The following is a 21,448-nucleotide window of genomic DNA, read 5'->3' as shown; positions in this document are numbered from 1 at the left end:
GGGTATCAACAGTAATACCCTCTTGGTCGGGTGTGGGTGGAAAACCCACGACCTTGATTTAGATTCTATTCAAATAGAAATCATTAGCTGACTAAAGCTGCTAACAAGTTTTGGAGCCACCAATTCAATACTTCATTTACATATACTCAATTTCAGTAGGCCATGGCCAGACTCACGCGATTTTCTCGATTGCCTCAATTCAAGTTAAGTATTCAATCCTTTAAAAGATTTTTTAATCTAGCWATAACAAATGAATCTTCGGGCTCAATAGACTCCGTTGGAAGTGTCCGAATGCGTTGAGCTAATTTGCGTGATGGAGGCAGGACGCCGACATAGCCTCAGTTGAGCCAGGGATGGCGAATCTGAGGCGATAGCAAATTCGCTCATTTAGCATGAGGAACAACACTTCGTCGGAGCGGCAAGGGATATCGAAAAGGGAAATGCTGTTGTTTCCCTTTCGTCTGGTGTGGGCGAAGCGCCACGACTTTGATCTTAATCCAAACAGAGTTTGGAAAATAACAGAGCAGCTGCAGTCTGGTGTCGGAGAAGCGCCACGACCTTGACCTTAATCCAAACAGAGTTTGGAAATATAGGTACACCTTGACTTAAATCCAAACGAAGTTTGGAACAAAAGGTATCCAACTAATTCAACCCATTCTCAACCTTAAAAATCACAAGTTCCCAAATTCAGAATGCGTTGCAGAATGCATTTCAAAACAAATAAATAATTCATCAAATGCTGTAAGTTACTGTATTTAGGTGCAAATAAAAGTTGGCACTCACTGTGCATTATCAAGTCACATCCTGATAACGAATAGCGAGATGCCAATATGCAAAAATTCAAAGCAAGAACATCACACACGAAAACAGTAGCTGTTAATCCACTGAATTCCCAAATTATCAATATTCTTGGTTTTAGTAGTATTGCTATTGGTACTAGCATGGCGTTATTTAGCGCTAATACCAATGCCGCTGAAGCCTTTGAAGCGTGTCCTACCGAAGCCTTTATCGTTCAAACTCCTTCCGGTGTACCAAAAACATTTGGTGTTGAACTCGGCACAGGTAGTTATGTTGTGTTATCGCCAGATATGGGGATCAACAAATCACTCAATGGTGTTGGTTTTAGTTATCTTGATAACTACCTCTACGGTTGGGATTACGAACATGGCACCGTGGGTAAAGTTGGGGCTGACTATCAAGTTGAGCCAATGACGATTAACAAGGATACCGCTGCTGCATCTGCGGGTAACTTTTATGTGGGTGACGTCGCCATTAACGAAAACGTTTGGTACGGCTATCGTAAAGGTAAGGGGTTATTTACCGTCCCGCTTGATGGTAATGACCACCCAATGAATATTGTTCCAGGCAGTAAAAACAATGCCACTTATAACGTGACTGATTTTGCCTTCCATCCAACCAATGGCTTTTTATATGCAGTGACCAATGGTAGTACAGGTAAATTAATCAAAATTGACCCAAGTACCGGTGCTTCAGAAAATATTGCCACTGTTATTACTAAAGATAGCGGTAGCTTTACTTTTGGCGCGCAGTTCTTTGACCCAGACGGTAACCTTTATTTAAGTAACAACGGTGATGGTAACGTCTATAAAGTTAACGTGGATAGTGACGACCCTGCGGCTGAACTTTTCTCTTACGGTCCGTCTTCAACCTCTAATGACGGTGCCCGTTGTGCGCTTGCTGAAGTGCCTGTGGGTGACAGTGTCGATTTTGGTGACGCGCCAGATAGTTACGGCACCTTAATTGATTCAAACGGTGCCCGTCACGGCATCATTGCTGGCATGTCTTTAGGTAGTATCGTGGATAACGAAGCAGATGGTTATCCAGCACCACTTTCTGATGATGAAAGTGATGGTATCGATGATGATGACGGGATCAGTATGCCTACTGGTTTTGAAGTCGGTGAGTCAGCAATGTTAATTGTCACCACCGAAGGTGAGGGCGGTTTCTTAAATGGCTGGGTTGATTGGGATCAAGATGGTGAATTTGATGCTGAAGAAAAAGTGATTACAGCTCGCTCGTTAAGTGCTGGTACCACGACTTTATCTATTGATGTACCTAACTGGGCCAAAACAGGTGAGACATGGTCACGTTTTCGCTTCAGTTCAGTGGCGGACTTACTGCCTAATGGTGGTGTAAGTGATGGTGAGGTGGAAGATTACCCACTGACAGTCACTGAAACTGGGATTTCCATTAGCTATTATCCGTCTTCGTCTGAGTACACAACACTTGCCTATGAGGATTTATATCCGAACCAAGGTGACTTTGATATGAACGATGTGGTGATGCAATTACGTATCAGCCAGTTCAGTAAAAATGACATGGTGCGCCGTGTAGCATTTGATGCTCAGTTGGTTGCAATGGGCGCTGCTTACCATAATGGTTTTGCAGTGCAGCTACCTGAAATTGGCCGTGGTAACGTTCAAGAGTCGGCGATTGATTGGAGCATGCAAGGCGTTAAACAAACAGCGTCTCCATTAGAGGAAAACCAAACTAATGCGGTACTCGTGTTTAGTGAAGACTTATGGCAACACGCCACGCCAGGTAATGGTTGCTTATATTTCAGAACAGAGCCTGGTTGTGGTACTCAGTACCGTGCGACATGGCAGATGACAGTGCCTTTCATTGATTCAGTTCATGTTGATGATATGCCTGAATTCCCATATGACCCATTTATTTTCGCGACGCCTGGTACCGATCATGGCTTGGCCGCTAAAAACATCACAGATGGTCAAAACCCAGGCCGTAAGCTAGAAATCCATTTGAAAAATAAAGCCCCAACGGATTTATTTGATACGCGCTTTTTGGGTATGCATGACGATGCTTCGGCGGCTTCACAAGGCCAGTATTTCCAAGACCAAAACGGTATGAGCTGGGCGATTGAGGTACCTGACACATGGCAGCATCCTGCTGAGTTACAACGTGTTGATAATGCCTACATTGAGTTTATTGAATTTGCCGCAGATGCAACAGGTGAAACCAAGCCTTATTGGTACCTAAATGCAGAGGATTCGTTAATTTTCAAAGACTAGTTTTTAAAACTGACTCTAAAAAATGAGTGCTTAACGAATTACAGCAAATACAAACACATTGAATTTAAGTCATAAACGGAATTTAAAGGTAACTATTATGAACACATTAATGAACAGTAAAACGCAAGAAAGTGCCTCAGCAGCTCAACACACTCAGCAGCCAGCGCACTCGGTTAAAACCTTAAAAGTCAGCGGCATTGCGATGGTATTACTACTGACACAACTAACCGCATGTGGCGGAGGCGGTGGCGGAGATGACAGTTCTCCAGCACCAGCAGCGTCAACACCGACTACTACGACAACGACGCCGACAACACCAACGACGCCTACTACCCCAACGACACCGGAGACGCCAGTTGACCCAGATCCTGAAACACCGCCAACTGAGCCAACGCCTCCAGCAACTTCGATTGATGACTTAGTGGTAGATGCTGACTTTGATTTGCAAGCGGCGTTTAATCTAGCCATTAGTGTGGGTCTTGATTCAACCAAGCGAGGATATTTTTCGCTTTGCGATCAATATGAGCAAAATGGTGCAGAAATTACGGTGAACTTTGAATCATGTTTATTACGTGGTGCGCTTAATGAAGGCAGCCTAGGTGAAGATTTGCTGGTGGCGAACCATCAACAACACTTAGTGGCAGTCGTGTGGTTTTATAATGGTTCAGATCCAATATATCAAATGTGGTCTTACGATATGGAAGCTGATGAGCAAACCTTAACCATTAACTAGTTACAGCTAATGTAACCATGATTCAACCAACTCATTCGAGATAAAAGTTGAACGCGTTAAAATCCCCTGAGCATCACATTAAGATGATGCATAAGGGGATTTTTTCATCTGACTAAATAAGCTTACTCAACCGCTTGAGCTTGCTTATTTTGTACTTGATTAGCTTGTACTTTCTTATCCAGTAGCTGTGTACTTTTAGCGGCGCTCCAATCCCCGCCTAATGCTTTATTGACTAAAATAAGGTTACTGGCAATATTGAGCTGAGCCACTACTAAACCGTCTTGCATTAAGTTGTCTTGCCTTTGCGCATCTAATACTTGTAAGTAGTCGATTAAACCTGCTTTATACAAGCTTTTGGCTTTACTTACCGCAGTTTGAGTTTGGTTGGCAGCTGCGTTTAATTGCTGATAAAACTTAAGGCTATTGCCATAGCTCATTAGGCTGGTTTCAACTTCATTAAACGCATCGTTCACGGTTTGTTGGTAACCTAAGCTCGCTTGCTTAAAGCGAGACTCTTGCAGGTCGACCATAGCTTGACCGCGGCCGCCATCGATAATATTCCACTTAACACCTATCCCGCCCATCCATGAGGCTGAGCCTGAGCTAAACAAGTCATCGGCATTTTTAGCCAGTGTGGCAGGCGATGCGGTAATAAAAAAGCTTGGGTACTGTGCTGCAATACTGGCACCGAGCTCTTCATTAATGGCCGCCATGTCACGCTCTGCAAAGGCAATGTCGGTGCGACGTTTTAATAAATCAGAAGGTAGCCCCACAGGAATTTGGCCAGTGACTAAAGGCAGCGGTGCTTGACTAAATTTATGGGTTACCTGAGACGGATGTTGACCTAATAGTGTTGCTAGTCGATATAAGTGCACTTTTTCAGCGGTCTCAAATACCGTCTGGGTAGCTTTTACTGTGGCTAACGCGGCACTGGCATTGGCTAAATCGAGCTCTGAACCATAACCGCTTTTGACTAAGCTTTTTACCATATCTAGGGTTTGTTGCTGCTCATCAATATTACGTTTTGCAATGGCTAACCTTGCTTGTGCGCCGCGATATTGCAGGTAGTTATGCACCACATCGGCAGTGATTAAGGTCACCATGCCTTGTTGAATAATTTCTGCCTGCTCTATGCGAATACTGGCTGCGTTACTGAGAGAATCAATTTTGCCAAAAATATCCATTTCCCAGCTGATGTTCGCGCCTACAACCGTGCCTTGATAATCGTTATCTAATGCCAGTTTTTGCCCACCTAAGTTGATCCCAGATACAGCGCCACCTAGCAGAGGATCTTTCTCAGAGATGCCATAGGAAAAACCACCCGCACCGACCGACACTGTGGGAATTTTAAAGGACGATATACTCGTCTCGTAAGCTTTTGCTGACTGAATACGCTGGGCAGCTAATTGAATGGTGATGTTTTGTTGCTGCACCTGTTCAATTAATTGATCAAGTTGCGGATCGTTAAACTTTTTCCACCAAGCATCGTGCTCGATATGACTTTCACCTTGAGTGGCATCATGTAAGTACACAGCATCTACAGTGATGGTGTCGTTGACTTGATAGTCTGGAGTCATACTACAACCAGTGAGTAATAGGCCAATAAGCAGAGATAGATTACGCTTTTTCATTGGCAACCTCCTGAGAGTCATTTTTAAAGAATAGTTTGTAGAGTGCAGGCATAAGCAACAAGGTTAAAAAGGTCGCTACAAATAAGCCGCCGATAATGGTTGCTGCCATTTGATCGAATAATAGATCGCTAAGCAGTGGCACCATGCCCAGTGCAGTTGTTAATGCCCCCATCGAAATCGCCATAGTACGGTTTAGTGTGGCTGATAAGATTGAGTCATCCAGTGATTTACCATTGCGTCGCTCTAGTTCAATTTGGTCCGCTAATACAATGCCGTTTTTAATGATCATTCCCGACAATGCAATTGCTCCGACTAATGCCATAAAGCCAAAGGGCTTATCAAAAATCAGCAAGCTCCAACAAACACCCATACCAGCCAATGGCACAAGCATAAAGATGATGGTGGGTTGTCGATAAGCACTGAACAGTGCCATTAAGATGACCACCATAATCAGTAATGATTTGGGGGTTTGTTTAATTAAGTCATCAATGGCTTCTTTTTCATCAGCATATTCACCGCCCCACTCAAGCTTGTAACCTGCTGGCAGTTCAATGGCTTCAATTTGACTACTGATTTCGTTGCGCACTTTGCCAACGGCATCGCCCACAACGCCAGCTTGCACTGTTAGGGTGGGGACGCGATCACGGCGCCACAACATGCTTTGCTCACCTTGTATTTCAAAGGAGTCCACCACGTGGGCTAAAGGCACACTGTGTAAACCCATAAATGAGCGCACGGGAATATCGCCAATATCGTCAATACTGGCATTGGTGGATTTAAATAAAATCGGCATTAAGGTGTCGTTTTCACGAAGCTGGCCAATGGTTAATCCGTCAGTGGCGCGCTTGAGAGCTAAGGAAATATCGGTGCGATTAATGCCTGCCAATCTTGCTTGCTCTTGGTTCATGACTGGGATCATGACCTTGCTTTCTTGGCGCCAGTCATCACGAACATAACGAGTATGAGGGTGCTGGTTAATGATGCTCTGTGCTTGCTCTGAAAGCTGTTGTAATACCTTATGGTCAGGGCCAGAAAAACGCGCTTCGATATTAAACTTGTCTTTGGTTGCGAGTTTGAGATCCCTAAAGCGTGGCTGCGCTTGGGGGAACGTGTTAGCTAGCCAAATATTGCCATCGGTTACCAGTGAGGTGATATCTTCAAATTTGTGGGTATTAATTAAAATTTGCCCATAACTGCTGTCCATAGGTTCAGGCTCTACAGTCACTGAAAAACGTGGTGCACTCGCGCCAATAGAGGTTGAGATACTGCTTACCTCTGGGCGCGCCATTAACCATTTTTCAATCTGTTGCATATCGCTTGAAACATCTTCAATACGACTGCCGTTGGGGAGCCAATAATCAAGGAACACCATGGCTCGGTCAGAACTTGGGAAAAAGTTAATTTTGATTGATGGTACAACTGTTGCGGTAACGGCCACAGCCACAACAACCCAACTGATGGTGTATTTAGGGTGACGAATAACCCATTGCACTGCCAAGCTCAATTTGGTCATGAATAGGTTGGGTTTGTCTTCGCTATCCTTCACATCCACTTTAATGAATGCCCAACACATCAGCGGCGTTAATGTCATGGCAATAATCCACGACAGTAATAATGAGCTACCTAGAATTTGAATGATGGAGATTGAAAACTCAGATGCATCAGTCGTTGAAAACACCACAGGCGCTGCGCCCATAATGGCAATAATTGTCGCGCCTAAAAGTGGCAGTGCAGTTTCGCTAATACAACTTTTAGCAGCTTCCAGTCTGGCCATACCTTGTTTAAGTTTACCGGCAAACATATCGGTAATCACAATGGCGTTATCAACCAACATACCTAGGGCAAGGATAAATGAGCCCACAGACACCCGCTGTAAATCCACCCCTGATACGTTCATATAAATAAGCGTAAATAAGATGGTAAACAGTAAGCTTGAACCGACAATAGCTGCACTGCGCCAGCCCATAAATATCAATAGCACCACGACCACAATCGCAATACTTTCGATAAGGTTAGACACAAAGCTCGTAATCGATTTATGCACTTCTTCAGGCTGAAACGCGATAGTGCTAATGGTCACACCGACAGGCAATTCCGCTTGATAGTTGTCAATAATATTAAGTAATTCTTCACCAAGAGACACCACGTTTATGCCAGAAACAGGGCTCACCGCTAGGGTGACGGCTGGCTCGCCATTAAAGCGACTTTGAGTTAATGCAGGTTTTTGATAATCATAATAAATATCGGCCACATCACCGAGGCGAACTAAGCCACTGGATAGCTGGCCTACACCGGTTTTAATTGATAGGTTTTTGATGTCTTCGATGCTATTAAACGCACCGCTTTGGGCGACTCGTACTCGCTCAATACCCACTTCAAAGCTGCCCGCATCAAGGGACATGTTTTGGCTATTGAGTTGGTTAAGCACTTGGGCTGAAGATAGCCCTGATTCGGCAATTCGCTCATCACTGATATCGATATTGACCACGCGGTTTTGCACCCCGTGAAGCTCGATTTTTTTAATGCCTTTGACTTCTTTTAAACGGCGCTGCAATTCTTCAGCGTAGTGCTTAATTTGATATGCTTCGGCGTCGTTACTGTGAATCGCGAATAGCATGCCATAGACTTCGGAAAACTCATCTTGAACTATGTTTATCTGCGCTTGTGGCGGCAGAGCTAACTTAATGTCATTAACTTTACGTCTCAGTAAATCCCACTCTTGGGGTAAATCACTTGATGCCGTCTGACTCACTAAGTCGACAAATATCATCGACACGCCAGGTTTAGACAGTGACCTAAGGGTCTTTAATGAAGCCATTTCTTGCAGTTTAGTTTCGACTTTGTCGGTCACTAAGTTTTCGACTTCACTGGCCGATGCGCCAGGGTATAGGGTCACGACCACAGCAGTTTTAACCGTAAAAGAGGGGTCTTCTAATTTACCTAAGTCGAAGTAAGAATAGATCCCAGCAATAACAGCCAATACTGTAAAGAAGGTAATGAATACCCGCTGACGAATTGCAAATTCAGCAAAATTCATGGCTATTCTCCTAACTCAACAAGGTTGGTCGCCACCTGACCTTCAGACAAGAATGATGCCCCTGCAACAATTACGGTTTCATCTCCTGATAAGGTGTTGTTATTGGCGGCAACGACACAGCTTTGATTTCTACCTGTCTTAGTCACATTGACTGCCACACGCTTAACTTGCTGTTCAACAAGGGTGGCAATAAAAATGGCATTGTCTTGACTGATGAGTGCAGTAGAGGGAAGGCAAATACTATTAGGGTCGATGGTTTCATCATTTAGGCGCACATTGACGACTTTGCCTGGGTATAAACTGTCATTTGATTCGGTGATTTCAATGGTGGCGCTAAAGGTGCGTTTAATCGGATCGGGAATCGTGGTGATTTCAGTGACTTTACCGTTTAGCTGAGTGGTCATATTGTTTGCGGTAACGTTTGCTGTTTGATTACGGTAAAACACATTAAGCTGAGCTTCAGGAATATCCACAATGGCATTAAGACGGTTTGGCTGATGAATGGTCGTGAAGGCAACACCTGGGATCACTTGTTCATAATTATCGAACTGTTTGCGTCCAATAACACCATCAAATGGAGCTTTAAGCTCAGTGTAACTTAGGGCATCTTTAGCTTGCTGTAAGTTGAGTGTGACCACATCAACACCGGCTTGAGCGCGAACCACCCCGGTTTCAGCCCGCTGTAGACTGATATCTGAAATGGCATTGTCAGCACTGGCCATTTTAGTTCTTTCAAGCTCATCTTCAGCAAGTTGTAAGCTGGCTTGCGCCTCAGCTAAGCGGGCCGTCAGTTCATTGGCTCTTACTTGATAGTCATGGGGATCAAGTCTTGCGATCACTTGACCAGCTTTTACGCTATCACCTTGTTCAAACAGTAACTCGTTTAAGGTTCCAGAAACTCGAAAAGACAGATCTGCTTTTTCTTGAGCTTCAACAACGCCAGAAAACCGCAGTGAATGCTGATCCATATGCTTATCGAGTTGTATTACAGAAATCGGTTGCATGGTTTTAATCGCGACAGAAGTGGGCTCACTGCAAGCAGACAAAGTCAGTAAGCAACAGCTGATAACTGATAATGTGGTGGTTATGGATTTCATTGTGTATTCCCTCAAAAATTGATGGCTCATTCTAAGGGGATACAAACTGAAACATTAGAGGGCTATTCTGAGTTTTATTGTCCCCTTTATTGAGACAATAAAACGAGCCTGCAAATGTGTGAGAATCATATTAGTTATTATTTTTAAGGTTTAGCTGTGTTGTTTTTGTTTTGCTTTGGCGTCTTTTTAGTAAGACTTAGTTGTGTGATGTGATGTGTAATAAGGTTTTTTAGATAAGAAAATTTTACATTGTAATTCAAAGATTTAACTAATTTAATTGTCCCGTTTTTTGAGACTAAGAGAATCATTTATAGGGGTTTATTAAGCCCTAATCACTTTTATAAGATGTGATTCATCAACCAGATAGGTTGGTTCGAATAACACATTGAATTAAAGGTGAATATGATGACCAAACTTTATAAAGCAGTCTTATTAGCAGGTGTGATGGCCGGTAGTACTTCAGTGGCTCAAGCTGCAGACATCGAATACTTTGTCGGTGGTGCTGCAGGTTACCAAACTGACACCATTAAAGGCGACATTAAGAAAGATACTGAAGACATGTCATGGCAATTGCGTGCGGGTGTATTGATCAACGAACAGCACCGGGTAACAGGTACGTTTGGTTACATGGAAGACAAGTTCTCTGTAGCTGGTAGCGACTATAAGCAAGAGCAATACAGTTGGTTAGTGTCTTACGATTACCTGATCCCAATGCATAAAGATGCGAACTTCTTCGTAGGTGTTGTTGCAGGTGCAAATGACAATAAAGTGGCAGGCAGAGCATCAACGGATTTTGTTTATGGTGGCCAAGTTGGTTTGCAATATAAATGGAATGAACACTTTTCTTCAGATTTAGGTTATCGCTACCTTGAGCAAGATTACAGCGAAAATGGTATCGATATTGAAAACAGCCAACAGGTTTATTTAACCTTGGATTATAAGTTTTAGCAGGCTCTAAACTCCCCTGATGATAAAGCACCCATTGGCTTTATTTATGAGTCTATTTTGTAGCTTTTTTAAGGTTACTTTGATGGGTAATGCATTGATAGACATTTCATCGATATAGAGTGCATCGATGGTTACCCTTTTAGCATAAGACCTAGACTAGATTTGTGCACTAGTCCTTGGTGTTATGCTTTTTTTGTTTACTACGAAATTCGGTTTCGGTATCAGCTAAAGCTTCTGCCATTTCAGCGACGGTGTTAATGAATAGCTTTGCTGCTGAAGATAGGTGTTTTCTGCTTGGGTAAACGAGAAAACACTCAAATGGCAGTGACTCTAGTTCAGGCAATATGCTAACAAGCTGCCCTGACTCCACTGATTCAGCCACGATACTATATGGCAAGATGGCAATCCCTGAACCCGCATGACAAAAATTAATTAACGAATTAATCTCATTGGTAATAATGCTGTATTTCAAATCAATACTTTGATTATTTAAAGTAATTTGTGACTCAACAGAACCATCAAACTCCCTTCTACCAATAAATACGTGCTCATTGAGGTCTTCAATGGTGTTAATTGGTGGGCGATTGTCTAAGTAGCTTGGAGCTGCGTAGAGTTTTAATTTGAAGGTGGTAAGCTTTTTAGCAATAAAACTGCTGTCGTTTAGCTCGCCCGTGTACAGCACAAAATCTAACCCTAGACGAGTTAAGTCCCGGTAGCCGCCATTTATCATAAAAATATCGAGCTGAACTTCAGGGTATTGTTGGACAAATTCAGCAATATGGCGTTGGAGCAATTTATCGCTATAGGGAATTAAGCCGATACGGAGTTTACCTTGGAATTTTGCTTGCTGATTACGCATGACATGAGCGGCATTTCTTAGCTGATCGACTAAAGGCTCAACTTGTTGCAAAAACTGCTCGCCATTTGGGGTCAACGACATGGCGCGTGTGGTGCGAACGAACAGCGGCGCACCTAAGTGTTTCTCAAGATCAGCTATGCGGCGACTGACTAAGGCGCGTCGGGTATCTAATGATTCAGCCGCTTTTGAAAAACTGCCTAATTTGGCTACGGCGATGAATAACTCTAAGTCATTGATGTGCATATGCTGTTCTTAATATTTCAGGCTATAGTGCAGTGTAGTTATTTGGCAAAGATATTGTCAATTTAGGCCTGTGATTTCGTCGGTGGGTTCACAGCTTTAACTGGTCTGTTTTAGACACGCTGAATGATCCTCAGTTGTTTTTGTGGTGAGTTATATCGGATAATATCAAGATTATCAGCGCGAGCACTTTTCACTTAAGAGAATCAACATGACTATCGAACGCATGGAAACTAAAACCCGAATGAGCCGCATCGTAAAACATAATGGCACTATCTATTTATGTGGCCAAGTTTGCCAAGATGCCACTAAAGACATCACCGAACAAACCCAAACCATGTTGGACAAAGTTGAAGCGTTATTATTACAAGCGGGAAGTGATAAAAAGCATATGCTGTCAGCCACAATTTACGTTAAAGACATGTCTTACTTTGCTGAAATGAACGCGGTTTGGGATGCATGGGTGATAGAAGGCTATGCTCCAGCGCGTGCTTGTGTTGCGGCTAAAATGGCACGTGAGGCACTATTGGTTGAAATTTCTGTCGTGGCTGCTGAAATTCAGGCTTAATATAGTTTTATGTCGATAGGGCAATGAATCGATTTAGATCTCAGCCCCATTGTTAGCCATCAGCATTCAATTCCCTCAAGTAGCCTCAGGCTACTTGAGTCTTGCTCGAATAACCATCGGTAGGTTAATTCGTTTGGCTATTACTGTGCGACCATAATAAAGATTGAAAAAACTCGCGCTTTCATGAGCGGTGATAAGGTAACCGCTTGATAATTTATATGAGCAAGAACGTGACTTTTTGATTGTAAAGTTTGATCACTTCCAAACTCACTTTTGGACAGTTTTGAGTTAAGACAAAATACAAATCTAAATTTTTCGAATTAGTTTTATTCATTAATCTGTTTGGCAAGATAAACTAAACACCTATTTCTCAAAACCCAGAATACTATAGCTATCCTAGAGTATGACTGCTTGCACTGTGCAAATTTATTAACCTTTTATTTAACCACAATAGGAAAATGTTGCTGTAAAAAGTCCATCACATGCGGGACATATTTATCAGTGTCAAACACCGGTGCACTATGGCCAACACCTTCCTCTATGTAGAGCTGATTTAACACACCTTGCTCATCAAGTAAGGTTTTAAGCATTTCACTTTGCGATAAAGGGACTTGTTTATCTAAAGTGCCATGAAGCATGATAAATGGCGGTGTTTTCATATTGATATAACTTGTTGTAGAGGCTTGTTTAGCTATATCAGGTACATTTTTTGGAATATCTCCTAGAAAGCGAGCTACTGATGATTTTTTACTGGACTTTGTAGCCGCTTTTTTACCTGAACCATTATTGGATTTTCTAGCAGGCTTGTTACCAAGCTGTATCATATCTGTAGGGCCAAAAAAGCTAACAACGGCTGAAACCTGATAACGAGGTTTTTCATAAAAATCAACGTTAGCAGAGGTGTTGGTTGCGCCAATTAATCCAGCTAAATGCCCCCCTGCTGAACGTCCCATCATGACTACATTATCAGCTGTAATTTGATATTGTGTTGCATTAGCTTGTAGGTAATTTATCGCATCATTAATATCGGCTACAGGTGCAGGGAAAGTAGCCTCCGTGCTTAAACGATAATTCACCGATGCTAAAGCATAACCTGCATTGATAACTGAATTTAAAAGTAACGGATTCTTATTAGGAAGCGCATCTTTTGAACCACGCTTCCAAGCTCCACCATGAATCCAAATAAGTAATTTATATGGTTTGTCACTGCTGGCTTTAGGTCGATAGAGGTCAAGCTTAATGTCTCGGTTTTCAATGGTTTTAAATACTATGTCTTTCTGAACACTGAACAATGTGCTAGTGCTCAAAGTGTTCGCTAACTCAGTAGTATCATTTGCCTGAGACGTAGATATACCAAGAGCTGACAACAGTATAAATTTTAGAATTATTCTCACAGGTTTTCCTAAATTAAAAAGAGACTTCAGCAGCTAGCCAGTAACGACGCCCATCTTCGATATAGCCAAATTCGTCATAATTAGTATCTTCATCAAATAGGTTGTAAATCCCGCCCATTAGTTTGAAGTTACCTTTAATTTGCCAAGTCGCACCTAAATCAACATAGGTAATTGCTGGTGCAATATATTGAGTTCGTGAACTTGTTGTTGTCGGCTCAGATTCTTTACCTCTGTAGGTAACACGAGCCCAAGATTGCAGATCATCCTTAATTTGCCAATCAGCATTAACAGTCATTAGATGTTTGGGGGTTTGAGTTAGTGGCTTACCTTCATCTTCACCTGATTTTTTTTCTGAATAGGTGTAAGTGTAGGTCGAGCTTAATTTTATCGAGTCTGAAACTCCCTTACTAACGGAGTATTCTGCACCATAAGTAGTGGCGTCTTCAATATTGACATACGTAGAGTCACAACCACGTGAGCCACAGTTAGTATCGAGCTCTAACTTGTCAATTTTGTCTTGAAAGTCACTGTAATAAACTGTGAGACTGGTATTAAAATCATTATCTCCAGCATAGTAAAGTCCGACTTCACTGTTAACAGACTTTTCAGGCTTTAGATCTGGATTACCAAAAACTGAACAATTACCACTGCAGCTTTCTTGAGCCCAACCTTCTTCCATTTCAGTTAAGCTTGGAGCTCGATACCCTGTTGATACGCCCCCCTTTAAAGTCCAGTTTGTATCAACACTCCACACACCGTAAATACGTGGACTAAGTTGTGCATCAAAGACATCATTCTTGTCGAATCGTAGCCCTGTTGTTAACGCAAAATCATCAGTGATATACCATTCATCTTCAGCAAATATCGACCATTGTGAATTAGTAAATACATAATCCTCAGCAAAATCGGTTAGCTCTTGATGTTCATAGCTTGCACCAATAGTCATATAATGTGAGTCAAAAATGGGAACAGACCACTGCGTGTTAAAACTGAGGTTTTCTACTTCTAATTCACCACCTTCATTTTCAACGACTTCATTATCTATATATGAAGTACCAGAAGCCCAGTCATAGTTACCTGAATGCGATAAGCTGATTGACTGACGATTATTATCGCGTACTGAGTCAGAGGTTTTAGACTTTCCTTCGGTGGTGACTCGTTGTTGCTCATGATGGGTAAAATCAAGTGAAAATGTATCATCATCAGTTGGTGTTAAATGCAAAGATCCACGATAGCTTCCAAGCGTTTTACCGCCATAGCCATATAAAATTTCATCTTCTATTCGCTCCTGATATAAGCCAGAAAATGAAGTGCTCAACAACCCATTAATTAATGGGCCAGCAAGATTAACTTGGCCTTGATAAAAATCACCTGAATCAGAATTTTCTTGCAATGTAGCTTCAGCACGAACACTGCCATGCCATTCTTTATAATCTTTACGGGTAATAATGTTAATCACACCGCCAATGGCATCTGAGCCATATAACGTTGACATAGGCCCTCGAACAACTTCAATACGATCAATTGCGCTAAGAGGTGGTAGCCAATCTTGCTCAAAGCCCCCGCTACTATTTTGTTGAGTTTCACGGCCAGATTGTTTGCGACCGTCAATTAAAATAGCCGTATATTCGGCAGGCATACCACGAATAGAAATATCTTGAGCTGATCCACCACCAGTAACAGTAACACCAGGAACATCACGCAATGCATCGGTAAGATCTTTATAAGCGCGATTTTCAAGTTGTTCGCGAGTAATTAAGCTTATCGATGCAGGTGCTTCAGTTATCGCTTGCTCAAACCCTGAAGCAGTGACAACAATTGTTTCCATAACGTCGTTTACATCCCCCATATCTTCCTTTAGCTCGTTGGCAGCGCTAATGACAGGAAATACAAGACAAGCGGTAGCAAGAGATTTTGCAATAATTGAGTGACGAAAAATATGAATAGTTGTCATTTTAGCTCTACATGATATAAAAGTTGCACTTGATAATCATTCGCATTTAATCAGTTAAAACTTTTCAATTCAAGTGTAACTTTATCGTAAAAATAGAATGTCGCTATGCCATAAATGCATAGTGGTTAGCTGTATATGCTTTTGTGAGCTAGCTCACTCAATTTTAGGAAGTAACAAGGAGATGCTGAAATGACAGCTAAGAGTCAGTATTTTGACCTACATAAAGTGATTTAAATATCTCACGAACCCACTCACACATTGGGTCGTCATTAAACCGCTTGTGCCAATATAAGTAGACGTGTTGAAAACTTAAATGAAGCTCCTCAGGTACCTCACGAGTTATAAGGCGGGGATCATGACAAGCTTCTTCAGCAAATGGGGTCGGTAAATGGAAAATAATATCTGTTTCTGCCGCAATACTTGGTGCAGCACCAAAATTGTTAACTTGAACAGGTGCTGATAAACGATGTTTTTTATTTGCTAAGCCTAATTCTTGGTATTTATGTTCAAATGAGAGTTTCTTCTCCCCTTGCAATGAAGTTTGGCCGAAATGAAATTCTGCTAATTTTTCTGGTGTCAGTTCTTCATTAGCTAAAGGGTGATCACGGCTCATTAATAGCCTAAAAGTTCTAGAGGCTAAAATCATGCGATAGATATTTTGTTCTGCATTAGGCGGCTGATGGGATGACAGAGCAAAATGAACATCACCTTCAACTAAAGCATCAAAGTGACGTCTTGGCACAGAATCAATACTTACCACTAAACTAGGTGCTTCTTGACGAATTCTTGCAATGACTTTAGGCATCAAGGTATTGATTTGTGGTAGTAAACCATAAATTTTTACTGTGCTACTTACTGTTTTAGGATCAAAAGATTGCTTATGAATAAGTTTTTCAAGATTGATAGTAATAGTATTGATATCATCCTTAATTGATTCGGCTTTTGGCGTTAATTCATAGCCATATTTCTTACGAACCAATAACTCATCATCAAACAGCACTCTCATTTTTTGGAGTGTACGACTAACTGACGATTGATTCATGTTTAATGACATCGCCGTATTTGAAACGTGCTTCTCTTCTAGTAAATGCTTTAATACGAAAAGTAGGTTTAAATCTATTTGGGAAAGATTCATAAGCTTATAATGTCCAGAAGAAAAATCACTTGTAATATTTTATGTGTTGAACTTAATTTTTGATTTCAATTAATTACATATATAGTAAGTGATAATCAAACCTCAATTTGAACAATATACTAACTATGCTGCTCTCTATAATCAGCTTCAATTTTTTGTAATATATCCAAGAATTCTTTCAAATGTTGATGCATTAATTTCTCAGCTTCAACAGCATCTTGATTGATCACTGCTTGCACTAAATCGTCATGCAGGCCAGCAGGATGAATTTCATCAGTATCAGGTTTAATTCTATGTGCAATTTTTGCGACTAATTGAATTAAAGATTTATCTATTGCTGTCAAAAAACGATTTCCACACATATCTGCAAGTATGTAATGAACTTGGCTCCTCAAAGAAACCGTTTCAGGATACTCCAGTGAATCATTTTCTCTAGCACAAGCCTCTAAAAGTAAATCTTTAAATTCATCAGTGCATTTTTCTGCTGCTAACCGAGCAACCATAGGCTCTATTTCAAGTCTTGCTTCACAAATTTCTTTGAACGACATTTGATTTAGAAAAAACAAATCTTTTGTTGCAGTAGTTAGGCGCTCGAAGGTCATTTGCTTTACAAAAGCGCCACCAGTTGCCCCCTGTTTTATTTCAACTAATCCATGAGCTTCTAGAGCCTTAATTGATTCTCTTACTACCGTGCGACTAACGCTAAATGTTTCGATCAGTTCACGCTCTGAAGGTAACTTGTCACCAGCAAGGTACTGACTATCGAAAATAGCCGCTTTTAATTGATTGAAAACCTCATCAGAGGCCTTTACTTGCTTGATTGGAGTGAAGTTGCTCAAGATAAACCCTTAAAAATTATTCAAACTTAATAATATCACATCCATATTTATTGAGGAGAGCCATAGATAACATATCTCTCTGGTCAAGATGTTAGATAATTGCTACCACCTAGCGAGATAAGTATAAAAAAACAACATTAACTAGACAGTTTATGTTGCTAAAACTTTATTTTAGTGAGCTCACACTGAAAACAGCTGAATCTGTGACCCTTTTTACAACTTCAAATCAACAAAGTGTACTTACAAAATTAAATGTCATACATTTCACCAATCAAATGTCATATATTTGATATTTAGAAGGGAGATGAAGTTTGAACAATATCAAGCTACCGCAAAGCCCTAAATTCTTAAGCTGGTAAACAAAAATCCAATGCGGTTATAAGCGCATTTAATGTGTTGTTAATGATGATAACCACAGGTAATCGCAGGGTGGAAGGAGTATGAAAATGAGTAAGAACAAAACACCGGAAAGCAAAGTCATGGATCAATATACAAGCCATGTATTGCAAAATGGTATTTCACGCCGAAGCTTTCTGTCACGCGCAGCAATGGGGACGGGGGCTGTTGCATTTACTGGGTTAACAGGTGTCAGAGCGCAAGCTGCTACGGCAAATAATATGGAACATGTTGCTAAAAGCTCAGATGGTGGCGCAACTTTAGACTTCATGCCAAAACCAAAACCGATCAAAGACAGTCAAATATCTTCTACACAAACTTTTGATGTCGTGGTTGTCGGTGCCGGTGCTTCAGGCGTACCTGCTGCATTATCTGCTGCAGAAAATGGCGCTAAAGTTGCTGTACTACAAAAGCAAGCTATTGTGGTCTCCCAAGGTAACACTGGTTCAGGCCTAGATTTACCTAATTGTGACAAAGCTGCTGTCGAAGCAATGGTAGCTCGACTTATGAGTGACAGCGCGCATCGTTGTAGCCCAGACCTTTTAAGAGAGTGGGCTTACAATTCTGGTGAAGCGGTTTCATGGGTAATCGATCGAGCTAAAAAAGGTGGTGCACAAGTTGTTGATCAAGGTACTGGTCCACAGCATGGAATTCATGGTGTTACTGAGCATAAGCTTAATTTCATCACATCATATTTTGGACCTAAACCATATACCACTGGTGATGGTATGCGCGATCTTGCTAAAACAGCAGAAAAAGCTGGTGTTAAATTCTTCTTCAACACGCCTGCAAATCAACTTATTCAAGACAAGTCAGGAAAGGTTATTGGCGTTATTGCACAAAACCGCGATGGTTCTTACCACAAGTTTATGGCTAAAAAAGGCGTCATTCTTTCAGCAGGTGATTACCAAAATAACAAAGCCATGTGTGACTTCTTTATCCCAGACTTAAAGAACTTCGAACGTAAGCAAATGGACCGAAATGGCGATGGTTTCTCTATGGTCTATTGGGCTGGCGGTGTTATCGAACCTATTGGGCACACTAAAATGTTGCATGATTTTGATGCGGGTCCTGCGTCAATGTGTGATATGCCATTCCTTGCAGTTAACCGTAAAGGAAATCGTTTTGTCAATGAAACTGTCGCAATGTCATTGATGAACAACTATTTACGTGATGCAGAAAATGCGGGGCATTACTCTCAAGTATTTGACTCTAACTACATGGAACAAGCTGCAGATTGGCCAGGTAAGCTTTACTCGCCAGAGCAAATGAAAAAGTACATGCCAGAAGACCCAGCTGAGAAAAAAGGTGTTTATGCATCATTAACTAATACTTACTCAGCTAACACACTAGAAGAGCTAGCAGTAAAACTTGAATGCGATCCTAAGACATTCGTTGCCAATGTTAAGCGCTATAACGAACTGTGCAAAACAGGAATGGATGACGACTTTGGTAAGCCTTCGTCAAAAATGGTGCCAGTTCTTAAGCCTCCTTTTTACGGTATTCACCGACGCATGCGCGTTTCAACCCTTTGTTCAGGAATGCTAGTCGATAAGAACCATCAAGCACTTGATGCTGATGGCAATAAGATTGACGGCCTATTTGTCATTGGCAACATGGCTGGCGGTTTTTACGGCGGTGTTGATTACCCACTTACCGTTTTCGGTTTGTCTCTAGGTCGTTGTTACACATTTGGTTATTTAGCCGGAAAGTATGTGGCAAAGCTTTAGTGCATTAACGAACAACAAAGTGGATGCCTGATTTTAGGCAGTCTACCAAATAGAAAAACGGAACTAAAAAATGAAAAAATTAACAATCCACAACATGATGTTTTCTCTTGTATTGAGCATATTTGCAAGTAACGCAATGGCTAATGATGCCCCGTTGTTAGAAGTTACTCATAAAGACGCAGGTCTTGAGTGCAATGACTGTCACGCTAAAAACAAAAAAGAAGAAGTCCGTATGACTCAATGTTTAGCATGTCATGACACAGCTGATTTAGCAGAAACAACAGCTGACTTTGAACCAACAAACCCACATAAGAATCGCCATTTCGATACTGAAACCAATTGTAATTACTGTCATCACCAACACAAAGAGTCGGAAAACTATTGTGTTGGTTGTCATCAACGTTTTGATTTTGTGACCCCGTAATCAATCGACGAAATGTTTTAGCTCATTGATTCAAAAATAATCAAAGTTATACAAGGATGATAAAAATGAACACAAAATTACTTCCATTAGTCGCAGCATGTTTAGTGGCTAGCTCTGCTCATTCAGCTGAGCCTATTGCTAACCTATTTAATGACGCGACCTTTAAAGGCCAGCTACAACTATTTGATTTCCAAAGAGACTTCGATGGTGAAAGCGCCGACAGACGTGACACTTCATTTGGCGGGCTTTTTTACTTGCGATCAGGTGAAGCTAATGGTGTTAGCTTCGGCGGCTCATTTGCCTCAGCGAACCCTATTTGGGACACCGATGACGCTATTTACGGTTTAGTTGGTGGTGGCGCTCCTGGTAGTGCAAACGAAAGAGAATCGGTTAATCGTTTACAAGAGTATTTTGTCAGCGGTAATTGGTACGACACAAAAATTACAATTGGTGCTCAAGAGTTACGGACTCCAATGATGAACCCCTTTCCTTTGAGAGCGATTCCTTTCACTTACCGTGGCGCAAGTGTTAAAAACACCTCAATCGATAACTTAGCAATTACAGCACTGTATATAACAGATTATATGGGCTGGACTGCTGAAGAGTTTGGTAGTGTAGCAGACGGTGTAAAAAGCGAATTTGCCCGTAAGGGAGTTGTCGTAGATGTAGAAGATAACCCAATGCTAGCTTTGGGCTTTGACTATACCTTGCCATTTGAGCAGGTTGAAACTAAAGCAAGCATTTGGCACTACACCATGGAAGATGTGTATAACCAAACCTATTTTAAACTCAATATGAGTGGTGACTTAGGCGCGACGAATTGGTATTTCAAACCTTCTTATTTAAAACAAGACTCACAAGGTAGCCTTAATAGTACAGAAGCAGAGTTTGATACATATCAAGCTGGTTTTCATCTTGGGATGAAATGGAATGGTTTTGATGCAACTGTAAAGTATGTCACAACGGGTGAAGGCGACATCGTGGCTCCTTTTGGTGACGAGAAGGTCATCATTCAACAGGTTGTTCAGTCAGCTAGAGCAAATGAAGATGCATACGCTGCTCAACTAGCGTATCGCTTTGCACCGAGTTCTGCACTCAAAGGAGTAAGCGCATACTTAAATTATGCTAGCTACGAAGTCGATGGTGATGCAAGCAAAGACATCGACGAAACTGACATATCTGTACGTTACGATATGAACGAATATGTGGAAGGTTTGAGCCTGCGTGCTCGTCACGCCATTGTTAATTATGCGACTGGCGATGACCTCACGGACACACGTTTTTACGTCTACTACAAGTTCGAAATCTAAACCCCAATTTCATCATCATATATCCCCATAGMAAAGGGCCGCAGGGAGACGGCCCTTTGCTATGGGGATATATGATGATGAAATTGGGGTTTAGATTTCGAAC

Annotated in this window: 15 protein-coding genes; 7 read left to right on the top strand and 8 right to left on the bottom strand. The window is 41.5% G+C overall.

Annotation, left to right across the window (positions count from 1 at the left end; translation table 11 throughout):
- Positions 1-830 precede the first annotated feature (830 nt).
- Positions 831-3,050, top strand: coding sequence for an LruC domain-containing protein (locus FNZ24_RS19715; protein ID WP_228768554.1), 2,220 nt, complete (start codon positions 831-833; stop codon positions 3,048-3,050).
- 97 nt (positions 3,051-3,147) lie between these two features.
- On the top strand, positions 3,148-3,783 hold the full coding sequence (locus tag FNZ24_RS19710; RefSeq protein WP_153916510.1) for a hypothetical protein: 636 nt from the start codon (positions 3,148-3,150) through the stop codon (positions 3,781-3,783).
- A gap of 122 nt (positions 3,784-3,905) precedes the next feature.
- Here FNZ24_RS19710 and FNZ24_RS19705 read toward each other — a convergent pair whose 3' ends face one another.
- From FNZ24_RS19705 to FNZ24_RS19695, 3 genes are read right to left on the bottom strand one after another with little or no spacing between them, the layout of a single operon-like run.
- Positions 3,906-5,414, bottom strand: coding sequence for an efflux transporter outer membrane subunit (locus tag FNZ24_RS19705; RefSeq protein WP_153916509.1), 1,509 nt, complete (start codon positions 5,412-5,414; stop codon positions 3,906-3,908).
- Entirely contained in the window at positions 5,401-8,451 is a 3,051-nt protein-coding gene (locus FNZ24_RS19700) for an efflux RND transporter permease subunit (protein WP_153916508.1), read from the bottom strand. The genes FNZ24_RS19705 and FNZ24_RS19700 overlap by 14 nt, the downstream gene beginning before the upstream one ends.
- Before the next feature lie 2 nt (positions 8,452-8,453).
- Positions 8,454-9,548 (bottom strand): efflux RND transporter periplasmic adaptor subunit, encoded by a 1,095-nt coding sequence (locus FNZ24_RS19695; RefSeq protein WP_194945105.1) that lies wholly within the window; start codon positions 9,546-9,548, stop codon positions 8,454-8,456.
- Positions 9,549-9,953: 405 nt separating this feature from the next.
- Here FNZ24_RS19695 and FNZ24_RS19690 point away from each other — a divergent pair, with 405 nt between their 5' ends.
- Entirely contained in the window at positions 9,954-10,496 is a 543-nt protein-coding gene (locus tag FNZ24_RS19690; protein WP_153916506.1) for an outer membrane beta-barrel protein, read from the top strand.
- A 169-nt stretch (positions 10,497-10,665) separates the two neighbouring features.
- Here FNZ24_RS19690 and FNZ24_RS19685 read toward each other — a convergent pair whose 3' ends face one another.
- Positions 10,666-11,598: a LysR family transcriptional regulator gene (locus FNZ24_RS19685; RefSeq protein ID WP_153916505.1), complete on the bottom strand. Its 933-nt coding sequence runs from the start codon at positions 11,596-11,598 to the stop codon at positions 10,666-10,668.
- Positions 11,599-11,806: 208 nt separating this feature from the next.
- On the opposite strand from FNZ24_RS19685, the gene FNZ24_RS19680 reads away from it, so the two are divergent.
- Positions 11,807-12,163 (top strand): RidA family protein, encoded by a 357-nt coding sequence (locus tag FNZ24_RS19680; protein WP_153916504.1) that lies wholly within the window; start codon positions 11,807-11,809, stop codon positions 12,161-12,163.
- Positions 12,164-12,600: 437 nt separating this feature from the next.
- Here FNZ24_RS19680 and FNZ24_RS19675 read toward each other — a convergent pair whose 3' ends face one another.
- The 4 genes from FNZ24_RS19675 to FNZ24_RS19660 form a co-directional block, all read right to left on the bottom strand.
- The gene (locus tag FNZ24_RS19675) at positions 12,601-13,557 is read right to left on the bottom strand and encodes an alpha/beta hydrolase (RefSeq protein WP_153916503.1); all 957 of its coding nucleotides are present in this window, start codon (positions 13,555-13,557) and stop codon (positions 12,601-12,603) included.
- Between the two features lie 13 nt (positions 13,558-13,570).
- The gene (locus FNZ24_RS19670) at positions 13,571-15,511 is read right to left on the bottom strand and encodes a TonB-dependent receptor domain-containing protein (protein ID WP_153916502.1); all 1,941 of its coding nucleotides are present in this window, start codon (positions 15,509-15,511) and stop codon (positions 13,571-13,573) included.
- Positions 15,512-15,707: 196 nt separating this feature from the next.
- On the bottom strand, positions 15,708-16,646 hold the full coding sequence (locus FNZ24_RS19665) for a LysR family transcriptional regulator (RefSeq protein WP_153916501.1): 939 nt from the start codon (positions 16,644-16,646) through the stop codon (positions 15,708-15,710).
- A 119-nt stretch (positions 16,647-16,765) separates the two neighbouring features.
- Positions 16,766-17,485: a FadR/GntR family transcriptional regulator gene (locus tag FNZ24_RS19660; protein WP_102526441.1), complete on the bottom strand. Its 720-nt coding sequence runs from the start codon at positions 17,483-17,485 to the stop codon at positions 16,766-16,768.
- 446 nt (positions 17,486-17,931) lie between these two features.
- On the opposite strand from FNZ24_RS19660, the gene FNZ24_RS19655 reads away from it, so the two are divergent.
- From FNZ24_RS19655 to FNZ24_RS19645, 3 genes are all read left to right on the top strand, one after another.
- Positions 17,932-19,611 carry an FAD-binding protein gene (locus tag FNZ24_RS19655; protein WP_153916500.1) on the top strand — a complete coding sequence of 560 codons (1,680 nt, stop codon included), beginning with the start codon at positions 17,932-17,934 and terminating at the stop codon, positions 19,609-19,611.
- A 70-nt stretch (positions 19,612-19,681) separates the two neighbouring features.
- Positions 19,682-20,035, top strand: coding sequence for a cytochrome c3 family protein (locus FNZ24_RS19650; protein ID WP_153916499.1), 354 nt, complete (start codon positions 19,682-19,684; stop codon positions 20,033-20,035).
- A 65-nt stretch (positions 20,036-20,100) separates the two neighbouring features.
- Positions 20,101-21,345 (top strand): OprD family outer membrane porin, encoded by a 1,245-nt coding sequence (locus tag FNZ24_RS19645; protein ID WP_194945104.1) that lies wholly within the window; start codon positions 20,101-20,103, stop codon positions 21,343-21,345.
- Positions 21,346-21,448: the final 103 nt, after the last annotated feature.

Source organism: Shewanella sp. TC10, from assembly GCF_009663145.1.
In the GTDB taxonomy this organism is placed as follows: domain Bacteria; phylum Pseudomonadota; class Gammaproteobacteria; order Enterobacterales; family Shewanellaceae; genus Shewanella.
This window is presented reverse-complemented; position numbering and strand designations above follow the sequence as displayed.

Bases quoted from the DNA above. Each gene is read 5' to 3' on its own strand.
- FNZ24_RS19655 (WP_153916500.1), top strand. From the start codon at position 17,932: ATGAGTAAGAACAAAACACCGGAAAGCAAAGTCATGGATCAATATACA.
- FNZ24_RS19650 (WP_153916499.1), top strand. From the start codon at position 19,682: ATGAAAAAATTAACAATCCACAACATGATGTTTTCTCTTGTATTGAGC.
- FNZ24_RS19705 (WP_153916509.1), bottom strand. From the start codon at position 5,414: ATGAAAAAGCGTAATCTATCTCTGCTTATTGGCCTATTACTCACTGGT.
- FNZ24_RS19700 (WP_153916508.1), bottom strand. From the start codon at position 8,451: ATGAATTTTGCTGAATTTGCAATTCGTCAGCGGGTATTCATTACCTTC.
- FNZ24_RS19685 (WP_153916505.1), bottom strand. From the start codon at position 11,598: ATGCACATCAATGACTTAGAGTTATTCATCGCCGTAGCCAAATTAGGC.
- FNZ24_RS19645 (WP_194945104.1), top strand. From the start codon at position 20,101: ATGAACACAAAATTACTTCCATTAGTCGCAGCATGTTTAGTGGCTAGC.
- FNZ24_RS19715 (WP_228768554.1), top strand. From the start codon at position 831: ATGCAAAAATTCAAAGCAAGAACATCACACACGAAAACAGTAGCTGTT.
- FNZ24_RS19665 (WP_153916501.1), bottom strand. From the start codon at position 16,646: ATGAATCTTTCCCAAATAGATTTAAACCTACTTTTCGTATTAAAGCAT.
- FNZ24_RS19710 (WP_153916510.1), top strand. From the start codon at position 3,148: ATGAACACATTAATGAACAGTAAAACGCAAGAAAGTGCCTCAGCAGCT.
- FNZ24_RS19680 (WP_153916504.1), top strand. From the start codon at position 11,807: ATGACTATCGAACGCATGGAAACTAAAACCCGAATGAGCCGCATCGTA.
- FNZ24_RS19695 (WP_194945105.1), bottom strand. From the start codon at position 9,548: ATGAAATCCATAACCACCACATTATCAGTTATCAGCTGTTGCTTACTG.
- FNZ24_RS19690 (WP_153916506.1), top strand. From the start codon at position 9,954: ATGACCAAACTTTATAAAGCAGTCTTATTAGCAGGTGTGATGGCCGGT.
- FNZ24_RS19670 (WP_153916502.1), bottom strand. From the start codon at position 15,511: ATGACAACTATTCATATTTTTCGTCACTCAATTATTGCAAAATCTCTT.